The following is a 22,820-nucleotide window of genomic DNA, read 5'->3' as shown; positions in this document are numbered from 1 at the left end:
TATCAGGTCGCGCCCTCACAGCGCCAGATCGTCCCGGTGGATCAAAGCCGCACGGCCCGGATAGCCCAACGTCGCCTCGATCTCAGACGATTTCCGCCCTTTGATCGCGTCCGCTTCCTGCGCGGTGTAGCGGCTGAGCCCTTGCGCCAGCCAGCGCGCCTGCGGGTCCAGAATGGCCACCGGATCGCCGCGGCCAAAATCACCCGTGACCTCGACTATGCCAGCAGGCAGCAGGCTTTTGCCATTGGAAAGCGCTTTCGCGGCACCATCATCGATCACAATCTCTCCACGCGGTTTCATGGCCGAGATCCAGCGTTTGCGGGCCGCATGTGGATCAAGTGTCGCCGTGAACCAAGTACAATTCGCGCCGTTTTCAAGCAGTTTCAGCGGGTTCAAAGGCGACCCTTCGGTGATCGCCATGTCGCATCCCGCAGCCGTGGCCATCTTTGCCGCCAGCAGTTTAGTCTTCATCCCGCCCTTGGACAGCCCCGAACCCGCATCGCCCGCCATCGCCTCGATCTCGGGCGTGATCTGTTCGATCACCTCGTACCGGGTGGCGGTTGCGTCCTCGTTGGGGTTGCCGGAATAGAACCCATCCACGTCAGACAACAGGATCAATTGATCCGCCCCAATGGTCACGGCAATCTGCGCCGCCAGCCGGTCATTGTCGCCATACCGGATCTCATCCGTGGCGACTGTATCGTTTTCGTTGACAATCGGAACGACACCAAGCCCCAGCAGGGTTTCCAGCGTCGCGCGTGAATTCAGATATCTCCGTCGGTCCGCGCTGTCCTCCAGCGTGACCAGCACCTGCGCAGTTTTGATCTCATGCGGCGTCAGAGCCTCCTCATAGGCTCTGGCCAGCCTGATTTGACCGACCGCCGCGGCGGCCTGAGACTGTTCCAAAGGCAGGTTCTGCATCGGTAGATCCAACACGCCGCGCCCCAAGGCGATTGACCCGGACGAGACCAGCACGACATCCGTGCCCTGCCCTTTCAGCCAGGCCACGTCCTGCGCCAGCGATTTCAGCCAGTCCGACCTGAGCAATCCCGTATTCCGGTCGACCAGAAGGGCCGACCCGATCTTGACCACCAGACGGCGGGCCTGGGTCAGGGTTGCCAAGGCGCGGCCTCCTCGGTGGGTTTTTGGCGCAGGCGGTTTTCGTCGATCTGTGCCCGTAAGGCGCGCAGCACCTCGGTCACACCCAGATGAGCAACGCCGGACATGGTCATGACGGGGCCGCCGACGGCTTCCTCCAGTTCGGCCTTGGCCAGATCACGTTCCTCATCATCCAGCGCGTCGACCTTGTTCAGAACGGTGATGCGCGGCTTTTCCGCCAGCTCTCCGCCGTAGGCTTCGAGTTCATGGATGATGGTGCGATAGTCCTCGGCCACCGTGTCCGACGTACCATCGACCAGATGCAGCAGAACCGCGCAGCGTTCGACATGACCCAGAAACCGGTCACCGATGCCGCGCCCTTCGTGCGCGCCTTCGATCAGGCCGGGAATGTCGGCCACAACGAATTCCACGTTGTCGACACCGACGACGCCCAGATTTGGGTGCAGCGTGGTGAACGGGTAGTCGGCGATCTTGGGTCTTGCATTCGACGTGGCCGCCAGAAAGGTCGACTTGCCCGCGTTGGGCATACCCAACAGGCCCACATCGGCGATTAGTTTCAGCCGCAGCCAGATGGTCCGATCAATACCCGCCTGCCCCGGATTGGCGCGGCGCGGGGCCTGATTGGTGGCGGATTTGAAATGCAGGTTGCCGAAGCCACCGTTGCCGCCCTTGGCCAGCAATACCCGCTGACCAACCTCGGTCAGGTCGCAGATGACGGTCTCTTCGTCTTCGTCCAGAATCTCGGTGCCCACCGGTACGCGCAGGATGATGTCGTCACCATCCTTACCGGTGCGCTGCTGACCGCGACCAGGCTGGCCGTTCTTGGCGAAGAAGTGCTGCTGATAGCGGAAGTCGATCAGGGTGTTCAGCCCGTCCACGACCTCGGCCCAGACAGACCCGCCTTTGCCGCCGTCCCCGCCATCGGGTCCGCCGTATTCGATGTATTTTTCGCGTCGGAAGCTGACGCAGCCGCCACCTCCGGCCCCGGACCGGATGTAGACCTTTGCAAGATCGAGAAATTTCATGGTCTGTCCCCTACTGCAAAGGCCCCATCGGCCACAAGTCAGAGTTTCTTTGTATAGGTCCAGGTGGGCACATTCGCATCGCGCGCCACCGAATATGTCTCGGCATCGCCAAGATACTGAAACCCGCAATGGGTCAGCACCCGGGCCGAGGCCGGGTTGTCCTGAAAGACACTTGCGAACATGGTCGCATTCTCAAGCGGGTTTGCGTTTACCAGCGTCTCAGCCGCAAGCGACGCGATACCGGTATTCCAATAGACCGGAGCCACCCAATAGCCGACCTCAGACTGATTGCGATCCAGCCGGGTCAGCGAGATCAGACCAATCAATTCGGGCCCGCCTTCCTTTGTGGCATCCATAGCCCAGACATCCTCGTCCCGGTCTTCGGCCATCGAGCGGGTTACGAACGCGTCGATCGAGCCGGGTGGCAACGGGTGTGGAATCCGAGTGGTCATACGCGCCACGCGCTCATCGCCTGCATAATGTTCGATGAGACCCATATCCGACCGGCGCAGGGGGCGCAGATCGAACCGCTCGGTTTCGATGACCGGCTGATTGATTATCGTCTCAAGTTTCATGAGTGCGTTCCTCCTACGAACAACACGAAAAATACGGACGCGACGGTAAGGCCCGCCAAAGTCCACATCAGATATTTTTCTATGGGGCGACCTTCAACCGCATGGGCGATCCGGTCCCCGGCAAGCGTCCAGATCGGGTGCAACACCATCTGGCAAAACAACAAACAGAGAGCGATCGTGAGCGTCGCCTCAAAACTCGACGTCCCCGCCGCGACAAAACCGGTGAATCCGGCGATGATCATGGCCCAGGCCTTTGGGTTCAGCGGGTGAACGATCAGACCGGCCCAGAACCCGGGCGCATCGCCCTCAACCGTGCCGCGCGACAAGCGCAGATTGGCGATCTTCCACGCCAACCAGCATATATACACGACCGAGGCGTATTTCAGCACTTCAAACGCCAGCGGAGCCTGCTCGGCCACCTGCATCAGGCCGAAACCTACGGGCCAGATGATCAGCTGCTTGCCCAGCACCACACCCGCCACAAAAGGTAGCGCCGCCCGAAAGCCATAGCGCGCACCGGTGCCCAGCAGGACCATATTGGCCGGTCCCGGCGTGCCGACCTGGCTGGCGGCAAAGATCAGGAAACTGGTGGTTGCGACGGTCATTGCAGCGCCTCCCACCTGTCGCGTGTCAGCAGCATGTCCTGAACGATCACGTCTTCGTTGGTCGAGCACACCGTTGCCCGATGTTGCCCGTCTGGCGTGAACCCCAGCCGGGTCAGAACCGCCGCGGACCGCACGTTGCCAGCATGATAACCCGACGTCAGCGCCTGCGCGTCCGATTGGAAATACCGCGAGACCATCGCCCGGGCGGCCTCGGACACATATCCCTGCCCCCACGAGGATTTTTCAACCCAATAACCCAACTGACTGCCCGTCGATATACAGCCGATCAATGCACCGTCTTTGGTGATCGCAAATGCATCATGCTCATCCGCCATCGTGTCGATAAACGCGGCAGAATGTTCAGGGGCATAGGGATGCGGAACAACCGTCAGCCAGCGCACCACGTCCATGTCATTCAGCAGCGTGACCAGACGCGATGAATCTGCACCCCGGAACCTGCGCAACACAAGACGTTCTGTATGAATGATTTCGGTCATGGGACCGCTCCTGAAAACGAAAAAGGGACCGGCATTTTCTGCCGGTCCCCCATGAATTTTTTATTAAACCTTCTGGGTCTCGGCTTACTCTGCGGCCTCCGCCACTGGCAGGACCGAAATGAAGGTGCGGTTTTTGAGTCCCTTGTGGAACTTCACGGCGCCATCGGTGGTTGCAAAGATGGTGTGATCTTTGCCCATGCCTACGCCTTCGCCCGGCCAGAACTTGGTGCCGCGCTGACGTACGATGATGTTGCCTGCGATGGCCGCCTGGCCACCATACAGTTTCACGCCAAGGCGGCGACCCGCTGAGTCGCGACCGTTACGGGAGGAACCGCCAGCTTTTTTATGTGCCATTCTCTCTCTCCTTAGCCTTGAGCCAGCTCTTTGGCTTGCTCAACCCATTCGGGCTTCACTTTGATGGTGTCGATAGCAGCAATCTGCTCGTCCGACAAGGCGGCCAGAGCGGCAAAGCTCTCGATACCGGCCTCAGCCAGCTTTTTGGCAGCGGCAGGGCCGACACCGTTCAGCTTGGTCAGATCGTCAGCGGCAGCAGCGGCGGGTGCCTCTGCTTTGGCTTCTGCTTTCTTGGCAGGCTTTGCAGCAGGTGCCGCTTCGCCAGCCGGAGCAGATCCGGTTGCAGCTTTGATGCCCGACTTGTCAGCGCCCGACGACAGGATGTCGGTGATTTTGACCAGAGTCAGCTTCTGACGGTGGCCAACGGTACGCTTCGAGCTGTGCTTACGACGGCGCTTGACGAATTTGATGACCTTGTCACCTTTGATCTGTTCGATCACTTCGGCCTGTACGCCTGCGCCTTCAACGAAAGGTGCGCCAACAACCGGAGCGTCACCGCCCAGCATCAGAACATCGTTGAATTGAACTTTTTCACCTGCGTCGGCAGCCAGTTTTTCAACGCGGAGCACGTCGCCCGCCTGAACCTTGTACTGCTTGCCGCCAGTCTTGAGGACCGCAAACATGCGTCTTTCCTTTTCCAGCCGCGTTCTGTGGTCCCCGTATGGGTGTTGCTGGCTTTCGCCACCTCGAACAGCGCGCCCTTTTTGGGCTGTGTGATAACCCAACGGATCAGCCCGACGGGTCAATAATAACGAGACCCGGCGCGGAGATTCCGGCCGGGATGCGCGCTTATCCAAACATTCGGGGGTAAAGTCAACCCAATTCGCGGGTCACAAATCCGAGGCCCGCATTGCCTGCGCAACGGCCGCGCCCAGTTGGAACGAGATGTCGTCGATCACCTCGTCAAACCCTTCGAAAAGGGCATTATTCAGCGCCCGCCCCGCATCCGTGCGCGAAAACGCGATATTCTCGCGCATCTGCGCGTCGGTCAGCGGCTGATACGCCATCAACAGAAAGGAATACATCCATTCCGTCGTCTCGGCCCGAGTTTCATCGCGCTGCGACAACAGTTCTTCAAGCAGCACTTGTTCGTCTGCGAATTCCCCCTGCCCCGACGCAAGCCCGCGATAGAAGTTGAAATCGGCGCTCAGCGAGCCCTGCACGTTCTTTTCGATCAGATCATTGACCTGAACGTATTCGTCCACCAGCCGAAAGAACGGTGTACCCCGGTCGGCCTGCGCGTAGGATGCGCGCGCGATTTCCTCGATCGCCTCGTCCGACAACGCCTGGCGGGCCGAGTTTTCCAGCGACACAATCGTCTGCCCCAATGTGCTTTCGAAAAAGATCGCCGCCTGCTCTAGCTGAGCCTCGGTCATGTTGCTTTCAACCGATCGGGACAACTGCGTCTGCATCGTATCGGGATCATACAAGGCCTCGACCTGGGCCTGAAAATACGAACCACCTGCCCCACCAAGCAGCGTGTCATTCATTCCGCGCGCCTGTGTCAACCCTTCCTCGCTGAGGATACCCATGAAGTCCGACACCTGCATGGCCCGCATCAGGCGCTCGACCTGCTCGCCCGCCGCCAGCGGGCCGACCCATAGCAGCAGCGCCGCCGCAGCGGCCAGCATACGCATCAGATATCCTGCGCCGGGCGCAGTTCGGCCATCCGCGCGGCCAGAACCTCAAACCGCATGGCCATGATCTCGTACTGAATGGCGTTCAGCAATTCATAGACCTCTTGCATCAGGGGTTGTTCCAGAGCCTCGACATAGGCCATGACCTCTTCGTCAGAGAAAGCCTGATAGGTAAACGCCGATCCGGCCAGCGCCGAGAGTTGCAGGGACCGGCGCATGTCGCCTTCATTCCGCCGCATCACCTCGCGCAGCTCATCGCCGTTCATTTGCAACTCGATAACCCCCGACGCGCTGGCAGCCAGCAGAAATCGCACCTGAATCTCCTGCAAGGCCCGCAGCGAGGTGTCGCTTGCATCGACCGCGCGGTTCATCCGCTTGAGGCTTTCAACACGGCCCGAGCCGTCCTTGATCAGCTCGGACACGATCGCCTGCCCCTGCTGCTGCTTGGCCGCATCATCCTCGTCCATATGCGCCGCGTTTTCGGCAACGACCAGCCGTTGGCCAAGGTCCGAGGCATAGAACTCGACCGCGTGGGTCAGCGCCTCATCGCTGAGGGTCTGTTCCAGGATCGAGACCGCTGTTTCGTGCATCTCTTCGGTATCGAACACCTCTTCGGTCAGACGCACCCAGTCCGATCCGAACCCGTCCGCGTCGATCCCCAGCATGTCTGGCGCCGAAGCCGAGGCCAGCGCAATGCTCTCCAACGCGACGTCAAAGCCGGTCGTGGTCAGAAAGGCCTCGATCCGATCTCGACTTGCGGCCTCGGACGGCGGGGCAAGAGCCATTAGCGGCAGAACAAGACAAAGGGCGAAGCGGCGCAGATGATAGGTCATACCCATCAGCCTAGGTGTTTTCCGCGCACTGGCAATGGAAAATCTCGGCAACGTCGAATTCAGGAATTTTCTGCTTGCACCCCTGCGCGTTCCCCACTAAATCCCCCCCTCACCAGACCCCCGCGGAGAGGTGCCGGAGTGGTCGAACGGGGCGGTCTCGAAAACCGTTGTGGGTGCAAGCCCACCCAGGGTTCGAATCCCTGTCTCTCCGCCACTTTGCCGCTGTATCGATCCTCAGGCGGTCTGCTAGACTTGATCCATTCTATCCAGCACATGAAGGCGTCGAAGCGGCTTGTCCTGTTCCGCGTGGATACCTTGACGGAGGTTAGACTTATGTTTCAGCAGCTTGAGGCGATAAACGAAAGGCCGGCGGTTTTTGGCCATAACACTGTTGATGCGCTTTGGGCTGATGCCTATCGCGCCCGGCAGATGTTAGCGTTTCATCTGAACGAAACTCTGGATCTTGCATCGCGCAACCATGAGTTCATTGACCGATCCGCCAATTGGTTCGCCGAACGCTTTCAGTTGGACGCGGGCAAGGCCGTCTGTGATTTCGGTTGCGGGCCGGGGCTTTATACCTCTCGCTTCGCCGCGACGGGCGCGCAGGTGACCAGTTTAGATATTTCGCAAAGCTCTTTGCGGCATGCACGCGATCAGGCCGAACGCGACGGGCTGAACATCAATTATGTGCAAGCGAATTACCTTGAGTTCGCGCCTGCGGAACGCTTCGATCTTGTCACGTTGATCATGTGTGATTTCTGCGCCCTCAGTCGACCTCAGCGGAGAACGCTCTTGGCCAGAGTGCACGACTGTCTTCGTGACGACGGCGCGCTGGTGCTGGACGTGTATTCGATGGCGGCCTTCGAAACCCGCGAAGAAATCAGTTCTTACGAACGCAACCAACTCGACCACTTCTGGTGCGAGGAAGACTACTACTGCTTTGTGAACACATTCAAATACGATGCCGAGGCCGTCGTGCTGGACAAATACTCGATCTTCACCGAAAGCGGCAGGCAGGAAACCGTGTATAACTGGCTGCAGTATTTCAGCCCGGACAGCCTGACCAGCGAACTGGCCGAGAGCGGCTTTGCGGTAACGAATAGCTATCAGGATGTCTGTGGGCAGCCGTTTTCGGCGCAGCATCCCGAATTTGCGGTTGCTGCAAAAAAACGCTGACCTGATTGCGCGGGCTGAGGCACACAATCAGCCGTGCTGAGCAATGGCGTTTTCAAGTCCCCCCGGTCTGAAAACCGACACCAAAGCCCAGTGACGGCATGAACCCGCCACCTGAATCACCCGTCATCAGCGTACAGCGGCTCAAACCCGGATTGTGCTGAAATTTCACGGGTTTTCCCCTTTGCGGCGGTCTATTTTCAGCCCATCTCGGCGACAGATCATTTGAAGGAGACAGTCATGTCACGTCTATTGCTTATCGTTGCCATCGCCGCCATCGGCGGAGGCGCTTATTATTACGCAACCAAACCCGAACCCACCCCGGCAGAAAAGCTGCAAGCCGCAGCCGAAGACGCAAGTGACGCGCTGGGTGAGGCCGCCTCTGCCGCGCAGGAAGCCGCAACTGAAGCCGTAAATGCGGCGACCGAGCAGGCCTCGGAAGCGGCATCTTCGCTTAGCGACCAGGCCAGCGAGGCCGCATCTTCGGTTGCCGATCAGGCCGCAAATACCGCCACGGAGGCGGGAGATCAGGTTGCAGCCCTTGCCGCGCAAGGGCAGGAGTTACTGAATGGCTGGGTGCAGGACGGAATGCTGACCGCCCAGAACTTTGACTATGACGCCATGATGCAGTCGGTGCAGGACAGCGCGCTGGCGCAGGATGTCAAAACACAGGTCATTCAGATCCTCGATGACATCAAGGCCGCGCCCGAGACCATCGCGGTCAAGATACAGGAACTGCGGACGTTGCTATCGCAGCAATGAACGGTCGCTGGGGGCTGGCCTGCGTTGGTTGGCCCCCTTCAGTTCCGCCACGTTACGGGCCTGTCCGATTGACGCTATCGCCGTTTTTTGGTTGCTTCAGGCCATGTGCGCCTTGGAATTCCAGCGCCTTGTCAGCGACTTCCGCAGCACAGTTCACATAACAAAGGATGGCCCGATGACCGCTCTGCCCGATACCATGTTTGCCGTAGTACAGACCCACGACGGATATTCGGGAACCGCGACGGGGCCAACTCTGACAGATGCCTCGGATTGGTTGGCCGAGGCCGAACTGCCGGTGCCCGCTCCGGGACCGGGGCAGGTTCTGATCCGGTTGCGCGCAGCATCGGTCAACCCGTCGGATATTCACTTTATCAAGGGCGAATACGGCCAGCCCCGGGTCAAGGACGCGGCGGCGGGGTTTGAAGGCTGCGGCGACGTGGTCGCAACGGGCGCTGGTGCCGAAGCCTTGCGGGATCAGCGCGTTGCCTTTGTCGCGGCGGGTTCAGGCGCATGGGCCGAATATGTGGTGACGCAGGCGCAAATGTGTATCCCGCTGCGCTCCGACATCTCGGACGAAGATGGCGCGGCGCAGATCGTGAACCCCCTGACCGCAATGGCAATGGTCGATATCGCGCGCAATGCCGGAGAGGCTTTTGTCGTCTCAGCCGCGACCAGCCAGTTGGGTAAGCTGATGTGCAGTCTGGGGCGGGATCTGGGGCTGAAGCCGATCGCACTGGTGCGTCGGGCGGAGACGGTGGAAACTCTGAAAGAGCTCGGGGCTGCTGAGGTGCTGGTCACCGGCGATCCGGACATTTCGGACAGGTTCAGCAATCTCAGCGCGACCCTGAAACCGCGCGTCTTTCTAGATGCCGTGGCGGACCAACTCTCCGAGCAACTGTTCTGCGCCATGCCAAACGGCGCGCGTTGGGTGTGTTATGGCAAGCTCAGCACCGAATTGCCCCGGCTGACGCAAATGGGTCAGCTGATTTTCATGAGCAAGCGGATCGAAGGCTTTTGGCTGACCCGTTGGATGATGGACACCCCCCCTGCCGACCAGATGCGCCTTGTCGGCGAAGTTCAGGCCCGGTTTGCCGATGGCCGCTGGAAAACCGACGTCTCGGCCCGGCTTTCCCTACGGGATGTGCTGCCAAATCTCGCGGATGCGCTGAAAAAGAGTGACGGAAAGGTGATCATCACGCCATAGTAGAACCACGTGCCGGACTTAACCGGCTGAGGGAGGGTGAGATTGGATAACGCACAGCTGCTGATCAGCGGGCTGGCGAATGGCTGCGTCTACGGCCTGATCGCCCTTGGCTTTGTGTTGATTTACAAGGCGACCGAGGCGGTGAATTTCGCGCAGGGCGATTTCATGATGCTGGGCGCGTTCGTGACGATCGGTCTGACCAATACCGAGTATATGGGGCTGCCCTTCTGGCTGGCGCTGCCGATCTCGCTGGGGATCATGGGGGCGCTTGGCTATCTGGTCGATCGGCTGATCATCCGCCGCCTGTTTGGTGAAAGCCAGACCGCTGTGGTGATCCTGACCATCGCCTTGGGCTTTGTCATCCGCTTTGTTGCCGGTCTGATCTGGGGGCATGAGCCACATACGCTGCAGAACCCTCTGGCCGGGAAAGAGGTGCGGTTTGGAGGGCTGGTGCTGGGGATGGAGGATGTCGCCGTCATCGTCGTGACCATCCTGTTGACCTGGGGGCTGTATGTGTTCTTCAGCAAGACCAAGCTGGGGCTTGCGATGCAGGGCGCGTCGCAGAACCAGTTGGCGGCCTATTACATGGGTATTCCGGTCAAGCGTGTGCAGGGTTTCATCTGGGCCTTGGCCGGCGTTGTCGCGGGGATTGCCGGGATCTTATTCGCCGCCAAAGGATCCGTTGATCCGACGACCGGCTTGCTGGGCATCAAGGCCTTCGCGGCTGCGGTGATCGGAGGGTTCGGCAGCCTGCCCGGCGCACTGGCCGGAGGGCTGATCGTCGGCGTCATCGAACCCTTCGCCAGCCGCTATATCGCCGCCGGATACAGCCAGATCGCGCCTTATGCTCTGTTGCTGGCGGTTCTGATCTTTCGACCGCACGGGCTGTTCAGTCAGGTGCGGGTCAAGAAGGTCTGACGCCCATGCGGATTGTGTTCAAAACCAACTACATGCAGGACATCCGCCCTTGGAAGGACGGCTATCAGCTTGGCCTCTATCTGATCCTTCTCGCGGTGGTCGCCGCTGCGCCGTGGTGGTTGGATGATTTCTACCTGGGCGAGCTGACCAATGTCCTGATCTGGGCCATTGCGGGGCTCGGCCTGATGATCCTGACCGGCCATACCGGACAGGCCAGTCTGGGCCACGCGGCTTTTCTGGCTGTCGGCTGCTATGCCAATGTCATCCTGATTGAGGCGGGGGTGCCCTTTCTGCTGGCCTTCCCGCTGGCAGGGCTGTTGACCGGCATCGTGGGCGCAACGGTCGCCATCCCTGCCCTGCGCCTACACGGCATTTATCTGGCGATCTTCACTCTGGCGCTGTCGGTGCTGATGGACGACATCATTGTGCTGGCTGAACCCATAACAGGCGGTGTCGGGGGCAAATTTCTGGGCGGGGTCGAAATCTTCGGCCATTTGGTCGACCGCTGGGCCACCCCCAATCTGTTCTTCTGGCTGGTGCTGGCCGTCGCCGTGATCGTGACGCTGGGCTATATCAACCTGCTGCGCGCGCCTTTGGGTCGCAGCTTTATCGCCGTGCGGGATTCCGAGGTTTCGGCGCAAGCGATGGGCGTGGACATAGCCCGCACCAAGACAATCTCTTTCGCTTTGTCTTGTGCAGTCACCGGACTAGCAGGCGCGCTGATGGGGATGTTCTCCGGGGCGTTCAACAACGAGACATTCAGCGTCGTGATCTCGATCCAGTTGCTGATGATGATCGTGATCGGCGGGCTGGGCTCGATCCATGGCGCGTTTCTGGGTGCAATCGTGATCGGGTTCCTGCCGCAGTTCCTGTCGATCTCAAAGGAATACGCAGGTGCGCTTTTCGGTGGCAATACAGTGGCGATTCCGGGCTTGGAGTTCGGCATCTTCGGCATGATCCTCATCGCCTTCATACTGTTCGAGCCAATGGGTCTCTATGGCCGATGGCTGAAAATCCGAACCTGGTTCGAGCTGTTTCCGTTCTACCGCAAGGATATGTTCAAACGGCAGAAATCCTATCTCAAGACGGAGCGTCTGAGATGAGCCTGCTGGAGTTCGAAAACGTCACCCTGAAATTCGGTGGCCTGACAGCGGTGGATGATCTGTCTTTCGATGTGCGACAGGGCGAAGTGTTCGCCATTGTCGGCCCGAACGGCGCGGGCAAGTCGACGGTCTTTAACCTGATCTCGCGCTTCTACGATCCTTTCGCCGGGGCGATCCGGTTCGATGGGCACGACCTGCTGCGGGTCAAACCCTCGGGCGTGGCGGCTTTTGGTGTCGCGCGAACCTTCCAGAACATCGAATTGTTCGAACACGCGACCGTTCTGCAGAACCTGCTAGTCGGGCGACACCGGCATCGGAAAACCAACCTGATCTCGGAGATCCTGTTCGCACCCGCCGCCCGCAGGCAGGAAATCGAAAACCGGGAAAAGGTTGAAGAGATCATCGGTTTCCTCGACCTGCAGGCGTTCCGCGACAAGATGATCTCGGGCCTGCCTTACGGTGTGCGCAAGGTGGTCGAAGTTGCGCGCGCGCTGGCCACCGATCCGAAACTGCTGTTGCTGGACGAACCCGCCTCGGGCCTCTCGGTGGAAGAGACCACCGATATGCGCTGGTGGATCGACGATATCCGGCGGCAGATGGGGATCACCGTGTTGATGGTGGAACACGATATGGGTCTGGTCTCGGGCGTCTCCGACCGGGTTCTGGCGATGGCCGACGGCGCAAAGCTGGCGCTGGGAACCCCGGCTGAGGTGCAATCCCACCCGGCGGTGGTCGAGGCCTATCTGGGCAAAGCCTCATGAACCAGCCGATCCTCAGCATCCGCAATGTCGAAAGCTTCTATGGCCCAATCATGGCCATTCGCGGCGTGTCTCTGGACGTGCACCCAGGTCAGATTGTCTCGATCCTGGGGGCAAATGGCGCGGGCAAGACGACGCTTATGAAGACCGTCTCGGGCGTTATGGACCCCGAAAAAGGGACCATTACATTCGACGGCCAGCAGATTCAGGGGTCCGAGCCACACAAAGTCGTACAGCAAGGCATTGTCCATGTCCCGGAAGGGCGCGAGGTGTTTCCGCTGCTGACCGTGGATGAGAACCTGAGCCTCGGGGCCTATACGCTATCCGACAAAGGCCAGATCGACCACGACCGCGATCTGGTGTTTTCCTACTTCCCGGTGCTGAAAGAACGCCGCGGCCAAGAGGCCGGAACCTTATCCGGTGGGCAGCAACAGATGCTGGCGATCGGGCGGGGCCTGATGGCCAACCCGCGCATCATGCTGCTGGATGAGCCTTCGCTGGGCCTGTCTCCGCTGCTTGTACAGGAGATTTTTGGCATCCTCAAACGTCTGAACGATGAACAGAACATGACGATGATGCTGGTGGAACAGAACGCCAACGCCGCACTGGAACTGGCCCATCATGGTTATGTGATGGAGATCGGGCGGATCGTCATGGACGGCGCGGCTGAAACCCTGCTGCAATCCGAAGACATCCAGAATTTCTATCTGGGCGTTCAGGAAGAAGGCGCGCGGGAGAACCGCCGCTGGAAGCGCAAGAAGACGTGGAGGTGAGCCGGATGGACGCAACACCCCTGCCCCCGCAAACCACGATCAACGGCGTGCAGTTCAACGCAACGCCCGGACAGCGCCCCCTGCGCGTCGATGGCTGCACGACGATTTGCGAGCTGTTCCAGAAACGCTGTGCCGACCTTGGGCCGCGCACCGCGCATCGCGAAAAGGATTTCGGCATCTGGAAATCCTACTCGTGGGCCGACTATTGGCAGCACGCCAAATGGATCGGGCTGGCCTTGCGCAAGCTGGGCCTGCAACGTGGCGAAGTCGTCTCGATCCTGTCCGAGGACCGCAAGGAATGGGCGTGGTTCGACATGGGCATCCAATGTGTCGGGGGGATCGCCTCGGGCGTTTACACCACGGATTCCGCCAGCCAGCTGAAATACCTGATCAATGACAGCGACAGCCGCTTTCTGATTGTTGAAGACGAAGAGCAACTGGACAAGTTCCTTGAGGTCGAGGCGGACCTGCCCGATTTGCTCAAGGTCATCATCCTTGAGGACGAAGGGCTTCACGACCTCGACCATCCCCGCTGCATGATGATCGGGGACCTCTATGCCTTGGGCCAGAAAGCCGACGAACCGGGCGCGCTCGAGGCCGAAATTGCCCTTGCAACCCCGCAGGATACCGCGCTACTGGTCTATACTTCCGGAACCACCGGAAACCCCAAGGGTGCGATGCTGAGCCATGAAAACATCATGGCCGCCATCGAGGGTGGCGCACATTCCTTGCCCTCCCTCGCGACCGACGAACAACTGTGTTTCCTGCCGCTCTGTCATATCCTCGAACGCGATGTGTCGATCTATTACCCGCTGGCGACGAAAAGCACCGTGAATTTCGCCGAAAGCCCCGAGACTGTGTTTGCCAACCTGCAAGAGGTCTCACCCGCCACCTTCACCGCCGTCCCGCGCGTGTGGGAGAAGATCTATTCCCACGTCATGTATATGGCGAAAGAGGCCACACCGACCGGACGTTTCGCCTTTGCGCAGGCGCTGAAGGCGGGCATGGCACGGGCCGACTGCATCCTTGCGGGCAAGCCTGTGCCTGCGATGATCGGGCTGCGGTTCTGGCTGTGGGACCGGCTGGTCCTGCGCAACCTGCGCCGCATGTTGGGGTTGGACCGGATGCGGCGCGGCGGCTCGGGCGCGGCCCCGATCTCGCCGGATTTGCTCCGGTGGTATTGGGCAATCGGTGTGCCCATCGTCGAAGGGTTCGGCATGACCGAAACCGCCGGTATCGCGGCGCTGAACACGCTTGAGGCCAACAAGGTCGGGACGATCGGGAAGCAGGTGCCGGGCAATGACATCCGCATCTCGGAAGACGGCGAGATTCAGGTCAAAGGCCTGAACGTTTTTCAGGGCTACTGGCGCAACAACGCTAAAACGGCGGAAACTTTCACCTGCGACGGCTGGCTGCGCACCGGGGATATGGGGCATATTGACGAGGATGGTTTCGTCACCATCACTGGTCGCCTGAAAGACATCATCATCACCGCAGGCGGCAAGAACATCACGCCGGCCGAGATCGAAAGCGGGCTGAAATTCAGCCAGTATATCTCGGACGCGGTGATCATAGGAGATCGACGCAAATACCTGACCGCGCTGGTGATGATCGATCAGGAAAACGTCGAGAAATTCGCGCAGGAGCGCAAGATTCCCTTCTCGAATTTCGCCTCGCTCTGCGCCGCGCCCGAAGTGACCGACCTGATCGGCGCAGAAATTGACAGCGTGAACAAAGAGTTCGCGCGGGTCGAGCAGATCAAGGACTTCCGCCTGATCGATGTGCTGCTGACCGCCGAAGATGAAGAGTTGACAGCGACAATGAAGCTCAAGCGGGGTCTGGTGGAACAAAAACACGCACATCTGATCGAGGATATGTACACTTAGTTAAGGGACGACCCAAAAGGGAGGAGAATTATGAAACAATTGATTAGAGGTGTCGCTGCAGCGGCGGCCGTGGCGTCATCCGCCACGATCGGCTGGGCACAAACACAAGGTGTGAGCGATGATGAAATCGTCATCGGCTCGGTCAACGACCTCAGCGGTATTTTCGCCGCCGTAGGTGTTCCGGCCACCAAGGGCGCGAATGTGGTTTTCGATCGCGTCAACGCCGAGGGCGGCGTGCACGGTCGGAAAATACGTTTTGTGGTCGAGGACAATGGCTATCAGATGCCGCGCGCGATGCAGGGCTATAACAAGCTGCTGAACCGCGACAAGGTGTTTGCCATGATGCAATCCCTGGGCACGCCGATGAACCTTGCCGGGTTCAAGCTGCTGGACCCAAAGGGCATTCCGAACGTCGCCCCTCTGACCGCCGCGCGGCAAATGCTGCAAGAGCCAATGCGGAACAAGTTCACTTCGTTTTCAACCTACTACGATCAGGCGCGGATCGGGGTGAAATATCTGAATGAAGAGTTCGGATCGCAAACCGTCTGCACCATGTATCTGCCCACCGATTTCGGCGAAGAAATTCTGGAAGGCAGCAAAGCCGGGGCCGAAGAAGCTGGCATCACCTTTGGCGCCGAGACCACGCATAAACCGGACGAGACTGATTTTGTCGGCTCTCTGAGTAAGCTGAAAGAGGAAGGCTGTGATATCGTCACCATGGCCTTGGGCGTGCGGCAGGCGATCACTGTGGTTGGCACGGCCAAGAAAATGGGGCTGGAGGATATGAAATTCCTCGGCACTTCCGCCAGCTTCCTGACCGTGGTGGCGCAGGTGCCGGGTGGCGTCACCGATGGCTTTTATGCGGCCGCCTCGTGGCTGGACCTGTGGGCCCGCGCCGAGGAACCTGCGCCAGCGGCCTTCATCGCGGAATACAAAGAGGCCACAGGTGAAGACCCGGTTGGGTTTTCCATGCTTGGTTACTCAGCAGCCGAGATGATGGTCAAAGCGCTGGAAGCCGCTGGCCCTGATCTGACCCATGACAGTTTTATCGCGGGGATGGAGTCGCTGGATTATATGGATGAGTTGGTCGGCAACCAGATCACCTATGGCCCGGATGACCATCAGGGCGCTGATACCGTCTTTGTCAGTGTTGTCGAAAACGGTGCCTGGAAACTGGTTTACGAGGAGTAAACCCAGCAAAGAAAAAGGGCTCGCATTTGCGAGCCCTTTGTTTTTCGTATTCCGCAGCGAATTAACGCTTCGAGAACTGGAACGAACGACGCGCTTTGCGCTTGCCGTATTTCTTACGTTCCACAACGCGGCTGTCGCGGGTCAGGAAGCCAGCGGCTTTCAGGGCACCACGCAAGCTGGGATCGTACAGCTGCAGTGCTTTCGAGATGCCGTGCTTGACCGCGCCGGCCTGACCGGTCAGGCCACCGCCTTTGACGGTTGCAACAACGTCGAACTCACCTTCCACACCGGCAACCTGGAACGGCTGGCGCAGGATCAGCTGCAGAACGGGACGCGCGAAATACTTGTCCTGGTCTTTGCCGTTCACGGTGACCTTGCCGGAACCCGGCTTGATCCAAACGCGGGCAACCGCGTCTTTACGCTTGCCGGTGGCATAGGAGCGGCCCAGCTCATCACGTACGGGTTCGCGCACGATGACTTCTTCGGCCACGGTTTCAACGCCTGCGACGGCGCTCAGCTCTTCGAGAGTATTGATCTGATCAGCCATCGGTCATTAGCTCCGGGTGTTTTTCTTGTTCATGGACTTCACGTCCAGAACTTCGGGTGCTTGCGCCTCGTGAGGATGCTCGGCACCAGCGTAAACGCGCAGGTTGGTCATCTGCTTGCGCGCCAGACGGTTGCCCGGCAGCATGCGCTTGACGGCCTGAACGACCACGCGCTCGGGGTGTGCACCTTCCAGGATCTGCTGTTTGGTGCGCGACTTGATGCCGCCCGGGTGGCCAGTGTGCCAGTAGAAGTTCTCTTCGCGCTTCTTGCCGGTCATCTGGATTTTGTCAGCGTTGATCACGATGACATTGTCGCCCATGTCCATGTTCGGGGTGAACGACGCTTTGTGCTTGCCACGCAGACGCATGGCAACGATCGAGGCAAGACGGCCCAGAACAACGCCCTCGGCGTCGATCAGGATCCATTTCTTGTCGATGTCTGCAGGTGTTGCAGAAAAGGTTTTCATGGCAGGATAGTCCTGTTTGATGTGAAAGACCGCCCCCTTACGGAGCGGCCCGAATTCGATGGACGGGTTTTATGAGGTGCGCAGGCGCAGGTCAAGCGCGCAAACATAAATTTAAACAAGCAATAACATGAGGTTATAAAATAGGTATTATTTTACCCCACGCTTTTCCCACTCTGTTTTCGGCAAAACCCACCGCATCCACATCGCATCGCCATTCCCCAGATCGCGCGGTCGGGTGTCAACATGGTGGGCGCCCAGCTTCGCGGTGGCCTTCTGCGAGCGGATATTCGACGGGTCGATGTGAAACCAGACCTCATCCCGGTCCTGAAACGCATGGTTCAGCATCAAGGTCTTCACGGCCTTGTTGCTGACCCCGCCCCAGTGGTCCCGAACAAGGAAACTGTAGCCGATCGCGATCCCGCCGGGCGTCTCGGGCGGTTCATAAAACCTTGAACATCCAACCACCCGACCGCCTGTTTCGCGGATGGTGACGGCACCCCCGGCCCCTAACAGGAACTCAAAATACGGACCAAAGACCGCCCTTTCATGTCGCGTCTTCGCTGGGTGCCCGGCCCAGATCAAAGGATCGCTGGCGGCTGCATAAAGCGGCTCAAAATCGGTTTCGATTATGGGGGCGATCGTAAACCCAGCACCGCGCAATTTAGGGATATGCATCGGGAACTCCTCTCAGACCGAAATCTGTTCCGGCGGGTTGTCCAGCAACCCGCGCAGCCGCAACATCGCATCCTCGAACTGCGACAGCGAGATATGCCCGTTTACAGCAATGCGCACCGCGTTTGGCGCGCGGCCATCGCGCAAGGCGAACTCGTCGGCGGATCGCAGTTGAATCCCTTCCCGCTCAGCCGCCCGGCTGAAGGCGGCGGCACGCCAGCCCGACGGCAGGCTGAGCCAGACAAAAGGTATCTCTGCGTCCCAGTTCAGTTCGAACCCGCCCAGAGCATTTACCGCCACACGGACATATTCGCTCATCTTCGCGCGCACATCCGAGGCCAACTGGCGCGCAGACGGATGACCTAGCAGCAGGCGTGTCAATTCCGCCAGCGGCTGCGCAAGCCCGAAATAGCCATATTCGGCTGATCGGCGCAGATCGACGCTACGCTCTTTCGGAGCGATGGCAAAGCCCACGCGCAGCGCAGGGGTCAGAGTCTTCGAGATCGAGGACACGTGCCAGCCCCTCTCGGGCGCCAGCGCGCGATAGCTGGGGGCGCGGGCGTCGCCCATGCGATAACAATCATCCTCGATAATCTGCAGATCGTATCTTCGCGCGACCTCGACCACTTCCTTGCGGCGCTCCAGCGGCGTATGCCCTCCGGTGGGGTTCTGCACCTCGGGCGAGACGCAGATGGCCTGCGCCTGCGTCTGCCGCAAGATGTGATCCAGCGCCTCGGCACTGATCCCCCACTTGTCCATCTTCACGCCCACGACGTCGGCTCGCATCAGCTCTCCGGCCCGGCGGAAGCCTGCATAGGACAGGTCCTCGACCAGAACCACAGGTTTGACGCCACTGAGGATGGTCTGAAACACGACACACAGCCCGCTCTGCCCGCCATGGGTCAGCACGACGTCGTCTGCCGTGACCGCGCCCAGAGGCAGGTCGGACAGCCAGTCCACCACAACCTGCCTGACAGGTTGATAGGCGTCGCGGGTCGGATAGTTCAGGAACATCCGAGGATCGCCCTGCGCAATTTGCGTCAGACATTCGCGGATCAGCGCCACCTGCCCCACATCCGGCAGGCGGGGGCTGAACAGGCTGACATTGGCATCGTATTTATCATCCCGCAGGTGCAATTGCCGCGACCAGACGTCATCAAGAATCGGCGACCGGGGCGGCGCGACGAATGTACCACGCCCCACCTCAGCTTGTAGCAATCCCTCATCCGTCAGAATCGTATAGGCCCGGGCAACGGTTCCGGGCGTAATCTGCAGCCGATACGCAAGCTCCCGCACCGGAGGCAGTTTTACTCCAACCTCCAGCGTTTTGTTTTCTATTGCTTTTCGGATCGTGTCAGCAACCAGAGTGTATTTCGGCCCCTTCGCTTTGGGCAGGGAGTCCGGCCAAATTGTATCCATTACAATTCTTCCTTTGATTCCGACACAATGATGAATGTATCAATTCAATATACCGAGCATTATTACTTTGTGTCAATACAATTTGAAAGGATACCCACCATGACACGCGCAATGCACAACCCCGCCCTTATGCTGCTGAACGACAGCCCCCGGCTGCCGCTGATCGCCGCGCTGGCCGTGCGGTTTGCGGCCGTGATCACACAGTGGGAGCGTCGCCGCCGCAGCCGGGTCAATCTGGGCAAGCTGGATGACCGGCTGCTGCGGGATGTCGGCCTGACGCGCCATCAGGCGGACAGCGAAACCAGCCGCTATTTCTGGATGAACTAGGTTATCCCCAGTCCCGATTCACGGGACCTCTTCCTGGCCGGGGCTTGTCCCCGGCCTTTTTTATCCAAATGATGCCGCGGCGGACCCTTCGGGTGGTATTGAATAGGTCAGGCTGGCCCGTGCGACCGGCTTGTCCGAGCCTTCCGAATACATCAGCACATCGCCAACCGCCAAGCTGCGCCCCTGCTTGAGTAACCTGCACTTGGCGATCATGTCCCTGTCGCCCTCGGGCTTGCGCAGGAAATCCATCGAGCTGCTTGTGGTAACCGCCAACGATTGCCGCCCCTTGCGGGCCAGAACCATCGCATAGACGCACACGTCGGCCAGCCCGAACATGGACGGCCCCGATACCGTTCCGCCGGGCCGCAGGTGTCGATCCGCGACCCGCAGTCGCATTGTGATGCCCGTCTCGGACAGTTCCTCGACCTCGAAATCCTGATGAACCTGCGGAAACACCTGCGCCAGATAGTCGGCCAGTTCCTCTTTGTTCAATGCTAATGACATGCTTCCCCTCTTCGCCCTGCGCCCCTAGAGTTGGCCCAACAGCCAGCGGGAGGGCAAGATGGCAATTCTGGAACGTAACGACACAGGTGCCATCGCGCGGCTTACCATGAACGCCCCCGAGCGCCTGAATGCGCTCAGCGACGAGATGCTGGCCGCTTTGCAGACCGAACTGGATGCGCTGCGCGAGGATCGGTCGATTCGGGTCGTCATCCTGTCCGGCGCGGGCAAGGCGTTTTGCGCCGGTCACGATCTGAAGCAGATGACTCAAGGACGGCAAGCCGAGGATGGTGGGCTGAGTTATTTTCAGAACCTGTTCGACCGCTGCGCCAGAATGATGATGTCCATTCAATCCCTGCCCCAACCGGTCATCGCGCAGACGCACGGTATTGCCACAGCCGCCGGCTGCCAGTTGGTTGCCACCTGCGACTTGGCCGTGGCCGCCGAGGGCACCCGTTTTGGCGTCAACGGCGTGAATATCGGCCTGTTCTGTTCAACCCCTATGGTGGCGCTCAGCCGGAACATCCCGCGCAAACAAGCGTTTGAGATGCTCACAACGGGTGAATTCATAAGCGCCGACCGCGCGGCCGAGCTGAGCCTGATCAACCATGTTGTGCCGGCGGATCAGCTGGATCAGGAAACAGACGCCCTTGCCGAAAAGCTGGCAGCCAAGCTTGGGGCCGCCGTCAAGATTGGGAAAGAGGCGTTTTATCAACAGCTTCCGATGTCCACCGAACAGGCTTATGCCTATGCTGCCGAGGCAATGGCACAGAATATGATGCATCGTGATACCGAAGAAGGCATAACCGCATTTATCGAGAAACGGCCGCCAAATTGGCAGCAGTAACGCGATTATTTTATGCATTTTTGCCTACTGTTCGCATTTTTGCACTTTTCAAAAGGGCAACACTATGGCAATGGTGGGACAAGGCTGAGGCCTGGATACACTTTTGGGTCGCCGTGGGCGGAAGGTCCCTCCAAGCTGGTTTCTCTCACCGGCGTTGACATTCCCGCAGCGGCGACCCCAAGACTCCCCTGAATAATCGTATCTGATGCTATGCATTGCGCAGGGCGTCACTGTGCCCTATGTCGCAGCCCATGACAAAGACATTGCATATCGTGGGCGGCGGCATGGCCGGGTCCGAGGCCGCATGGCAGGCGGCAGAGATGGGTGTGGACGTGGTGATCCACGAAATGCGCCCACAGGTCGGGACGTTTGCGCATCAAACCGGCAATCTGGCCGAGATGGTGTGCTCGAACTCGTTCCGCTCGGACGATGATGAGCAGAACGCGGTGGGCCTGCTGCATTGGGAAATGCGCGCGGCGGGCGGGCTGATCATGACCACCGCCGATGCGCATCGTCTGCCCGCAGGCGGCGCGCTGGCGGTGGACCGTGATCCGTTTGCGGAAACGGTGACGGCCAAGCTGCGCGCCCATCCGCGCGTATCGGTCACCGGTGACGAGGTTACGTCGCTGCCTTCAGACGGTCAGTGGATTTTTGCGACCGGCCCCCTGACGTCGCCCACTTTGGGGGATGCCATCCGTTCGGAAACCGGGGCCGAGGCGCTGGCCTTCTTCGACGCCATCGCGCCCATTGTTTATGCTGACAGCATCGACATGAGCCAGGCCTGGATGCAGTCCCGCTATGACAAGGGCGAGACTGAGGAAGAACGCACCGCCTACCTGAACTGCCCCATGGACCGCGATCAGTATGAGGCTTTCATCGACGCCCTGTTGGCCGCCGATAAGACCGAATTTCACGAGGGCGAGACCGCCGGGTATTTCGATGGCTGCCTGCCGATCGAGGTTATGGCCGAGCGTGGCCGCGAAACCTTGCGCCATGGCCCGATGAAACCCGTGGGCCTGACCAACCCGCATCAGCCGGATGTAAAACCTCATGCGGTGGTCCAGTTGCGCCGCGACAATGCTCTGGGCACGTTGTTCAACATCGTGGGGTTTCAGACCAAGATGAAATACGGCGCGCAAGCCAATGTTTTCCGTATGATTCCAGGGTTAGAGAACGCCAGCTTTGCACGGCTTGGCGGCATTCACCGCAACACGTTTATCAATTCTCCGACCCTGTTGGATGCGCAGATGCGGCTGAAATCGCAGCCCAATATCCGCTTTGCTGGTCAGATCACCGGCGTTGAGGGCTATGTGGAAAGCGCGGCGATGGGCCTGCTGGCGGGCCGCCTGGCTGCTGCTGAGATCCTGGGCCGCACCCTGCCCGATGTGCCGCAAGACAGCGCCATGGGCGCCCTGATCCACCACATCACGGGTGGGGCCGAGGCGAAAACCTTCCAGCCGATGAACGTGAACTTCGGTCTGTTCCGGCCGGTGGATGGTCTAAAAGGTGGCCGCCGGGGCCGCAAGGATCGCTATAAGGCTTATACTGATCGCGCCAAGGCGGCATGGTCAGACTGGCTGGCGCATTGCTGACTGGACGCCGCCCCGCACCTCTGCCTAACATGGCCCC

Annotated in this window: 26 protein-coding genes and 1 tRNA gene; 13 read left to right on the top strand and 14 right to left on the bottom strand. The window is 59.7% G+C overall.

Features of this window, described 5'->3' with window-relative positions; genetic code table 11:
* Positions 1–15 precede the first annotated feature (15 nt).
* The 9 genes from proB to ACR1XV_RS04380 form a co-directional block, all read right to left on the bottom strand.
* Positions 16–1,122: a glutamate 5-kinase gene (proB, locus tag ACR1XV_RS04420; RefSeq protein ID WP_480529125.1), complete on the bottom strand. Its 1,107-nt coding sequence runs from the start codon at positions 1,120–1,122 to the stop codon at positions 16–18.
* Positions 1,110–2,144, bottom strand: coding sequence for a GTPase ObgE (gene obgE / locus ACR1XV_RS04415; RefSeq protein ID WP_480529123.1), 1,035 nt, complete (start codon positions 2,142–2,144; stop codon positions 1,110–1,112). The genes proB and obgE overlap by 13 nt, the downstream gene beginning before the upstream one ends.
* A gap of 38 nt (positions 2,145–2,182) precedes the next feature.
* Positions 2,183–2,719, bottom strand: a complete 537-nt coding sequence (locus ACR1XV_RS04410) for a GNAT family N-acetyltransferase (protein WP_480529121.1) — start codon at positions 2,717–2,719, stop codon at positions 2,183–2,185.
* Positions 2,716–3,324, bottom strand: a complete 609-nt coding sequence (locus ACR1XV_RS04405) for a LysE family translocator (protein ID WP_480529119.1) — start codon at positions 3,322–3,324, stop codon at positions 2,716–2,718. Before ACR1XV_RS04405 ends, ACR1XV_RS04410 begins: the two co-directional genes overlap by 4 nt.
* A complete protein-coding gene (locus tag ACR1XV_RS04400; protein WP_480529118.1) occupies positions 3,321–3,821 on the bottom strand; it encodes a GNAT family N-acetyltransferase in 501 nt (166 codons plus the stop codon). Before ACR1XV_RS04400 ends, ACR1XV_RS04405 begins: the two co-directional genes overlap by 4 nt.
* A gap of 84 nt (positions 3,822–3,905) precedes the next feature.
* Complete coding sequence (gene rpmA / locus ACR1XV_RS04395) at positions 3,906–4,175, bottom strand: 50S ribosomal protein L27 (protein ID WP_039535512.1); 270 nt, start codon at positions 4,173–4,175, stop codon at positions 3,906–3,908.
* An 11-nt stretch (positions 4,176–4,186) separates the two neighbouring features.
* Positions 4,187–4,798: a 50S ribosomal protein L21 gene (locus ACR1XV_RS04390; RefSeq protein WP_480529117.1), complete on the bottom strand. Its 612-nt coding sequence runs from the start codon at positions 4,796–4,798 to the stop codon at positions 4,187–4,189.
* A gap of 207 nt (positions 4,799–5,005) precedes the next feature.
* The gene (locus tag ACR1XV_RS04385; protein WP_480529115.1) at positions 5,006–5,812 is read right to left on the bottom strand and encodes a DUF2059 domain-containing protein; all 807 of its coding nucleotides are present in this window, start codon (positions 5,810–5,812) and stop codon (positions 5,006–5,008) included.
* The gene (locus tag ACR1XV_RS04380; RefSeq protein ID WP_480529113.1) at positions 5,812–6,645 is read right to left on the bottom strand and encodes a DUF2059 domain-containing protein; all 834 of its coding nucleotides are present in this window, start codon (positions 6,643–6,645) and stop codon (positions 5,812–5,814) included. The genes ACR1XV_RS04385 and ACR1XV_RS04380 overlap by 1 nt, the downstream gene beginning before the upstream one ends.
* 124 nt (positions 6,646–6,769) lie before the next feature.
* Here ACR1XV_RS04380 and ACR1XV_RS04375 point away from each other — a divergent pair.
* The 10 genes from ACR1XV_RS04375 (at position 6,770) to ACR1XV_RS04330 (ending at position 16,413) form a co-directional block, all read left to right on the top strand.
* Positions 6,770–6,859 (top strand) — tRNA-Ser (locus tag ACR1XV_RS04375).
* 119 nt (positions 6,860–6,978) lie between these two features.
* Positions 6,979–7,821: a class I SAM-dependent methyltransferase gene (locus ACR1XV_RS04370; RefSeq protein ID WP_480529111.1), complete on the top strand. Its 843-nt coding sequence runs from the start codon at positions 6,979–6,981 to the stop codon at positions 7,819–7,821.
* A 237-nt stretch (positions 7,822–8,058) separates the two neighbouring features.
* Positions 8,059–8,580, top strand: coding sequence for a hypothetical protein (locus tag ACR1XV_RS04365; RefSeq protein WP_480529109.1), 522 nt, complete (start codon positions 8,059–8,061; stop codon positions 8,578–8,580).
* A gap of 175 nt (positions 8,581–8,755) precedes the next feature.
* Positions 8,756–9,784: a zinc-binding dehydrogenase gene (locus ACR1XV_RS04360; protein ID WP_480529107.1), complete on the top strand. Its 1,029-nt coding sequence runs from the start codon at positions 8,756–8,758 to the stop codon at positions 9,782–9,784.
* 42 nt (positions 9,785–9,826) lie between these two features.
* Positions 9,827–10,702 carry a branched-chain amino acid ABC transporter permease gene (locus tag ACR1XV_RS04355; protein WP_480529105.1) on the top strand — a complete coding sequence of 292 codons (876 nt, stop codon included), beginning with the start codon at positions 9,827–9,829 and terminating at the stop codon, positions 10,700–10,702.
* Between the two features lie 5 nt (positions 10,703–10,707).
* Positions 10,708–11,805, top strand: coding sequence for a branched-chain amino acid ABC transporter permease (locus ACR1XV_RS04350; RefSeq protein ID WP_480529103.1), 1,098 nt, complete (start codon positions 10,708–10,710; stop codon positions 11,803–11,805).
* Positions 11,802–12,566 carry an ABC transporter ATP-binding protein gene (locus ACR1XV_RS04345; protein WP_480529102.1) on the top strand — a complete coding sequence of 255 codons (765 nt, stop codon included), beginning with the start codon at positions 11,802–11,804 and terminating at the stop codon, positions 12,564–12,566. Before ACR1XV_RS04350 ends, ACR1XV_RS04345 begins: the two co-directional genes overlap by 4 nt.
* On the top strand, positions 12,563–13,336 hold the full coding sequence (locus ACR1XV_RS04340) for an ABC transporter ATP-binding protein (RefSeq protein WP_480529100.1): 774 nt from the start codon (positions 12,563–12,565) through the stop codon (positions 13,334–13,336). The genes ACR1XV_RS04345 and ACR1XV_RS04340 overlap by 4 nt, the downstream gene beginning before the upstream one ends.
* Positions 13,337–13,341: 5 nt before the next feature.
* Entirely contained in the window at positions 13,342–15,222 is a 1,881-nt protein-coding gene (locus ACR1XV_RS04335) for an AMP-dependent synthetase/ligase (protein ID WP_480529098.1), read from the top strand.
* Between the two features lie 30 nt (positions 15,223–15,252).
* Entirely contained in the window at positions 15,253–16,413 is a 1,161-nt protein-coding gene (locus tag ACR1XV_RS04330; protein WP_480529097.1) for an ABC transporter substrate-binding protein, read from the top strand.
* Between the two features lie 61 nt (positions 16,414–16,474).
* On the opposite strand, the gene rpsI is transcribed toward ACR1XV_RS04330, so the two are convergent.
* The 4 genes from rpsI to ACR1XV_RS04310 form a co-directional block, all read right to left on the bottom strand.
* Entirely contained in the window at positions 16,475–16,960 is a 486-nt protein-coding gene (gene rpsI, locus ACR1XV_RS04325) for a 30S ribosomal protein S9 (RefSeq protein WP_039535473.1), read from the bottom strand.
* Positions 16,961–16,966: 6 nt separating this feature from the next.
* Entirely contained in the window at positions 16,967–17,425 is a 459-nt protein-coding gene (gene rplM, locus ACR1XV_RS04320) for a 50S ribosomal protein L13 (protein ID WP_480529095.1), read from the bottom strand.
* A gap of 147 nt (positions 17,426–17,572) precedes the next feature.
* Positions 17,573–18,100 (bottom strand): GNAT family N-acetyltransferase, encoded by a 528-nt coding sequence (locus ACR1XV_RS04315; RefSeq protein WP_480529093.1) that lies wholly within the window; start codon positions 18,098–18,100, stop codon positions 17,573–17,575.
* A gap of 12 nt (positions 18,101–18,112) precedes the next feature.
* Entirely contained in the window at positions 18,113–19,516 is a 1,404-nt protein-coding gene (locus ACR1XV_RS04310) for an aminotransferase-like domain-containing protein (protein WP_480529091.1), read from the bottom strand.
* A gap of 99 nt (positions 19,517–19,615) precedes the next feature.
* On the opposite strand from ACR1XV_RS04310, the gene ACR1XV_RS04305 reads away from it, so the two are divergent.
* Complete coding sequence (locus ACR1XV_RS04305; RefSeq protein ID WP_480529089.1) at positions 19,616–19,843, top strand: DUF1127 domain-containing protein; 228 nt, start codon at positions 19,616–19,618, stop codon at positions 19,841–19,843.
* Positions 19,844–19,903: 60 nt separating this feature from the next.
* Here ACR1XV_RS04305 and ACR1XV_RS04300 read toward each other — a convergent pair whose 3' ends face one another.
* Complete coding sequence (locus ACR1XV_RS04300; protein WP_480529087.1) at positions 19,904–20,347, bottom strand: PaaI family thioesterase; 444 nt, start codon at positions 20,345–20,347, stop codon at positions 19,904–19,906.
* A gap of 58 nt (positions 20,348–20,405) precedes the next feature.
* Here ACR1XV_RS04300 and ACR1XV_RS04295 point away from each other — a divergent pair, with 58 nt between their 5' ends.
* Both ACR1XV_RS04295 and trmFO read left to right on the top strand, forming a co-directional pair.
* Positions 20,406–21,191, top strand: coding sequence for an enoyl-CoA hydratase (locus ACR1XV_RS04295; RefSeq protein ID WP_480529086.1), 786 nt, complete (start codon positions 20,406–20,408; stop codon positions 21,189–21,191).
* 251 nt (positions 21,192–21,442) lie between these two features.
* Positions 21,443–22,783, top strand: a complete 1,341-nt coding sequence (gene trmFO, locus ACR1XV_RS04290; protein ID WP_480529084.1) for a methylenetetrahydrofolate--tRNA-(uracil(54)-C(5))-methyltransferase (FADH(2)-oxidizing) TrmFO — start codon at positions 21,443–21,445, stop codon at positions 22,781–22,783.
* Positions 22,784–22,820 lie beyond the last annotated feature (37 nt).

Source organism: Ruegeria sp. AD2(2025), assembly GCF_056542385.1.
Note: the sequence above shows the minus strand (reverse complement) of the source record. Positions and strands in the feature narration are given on the sequence as shown.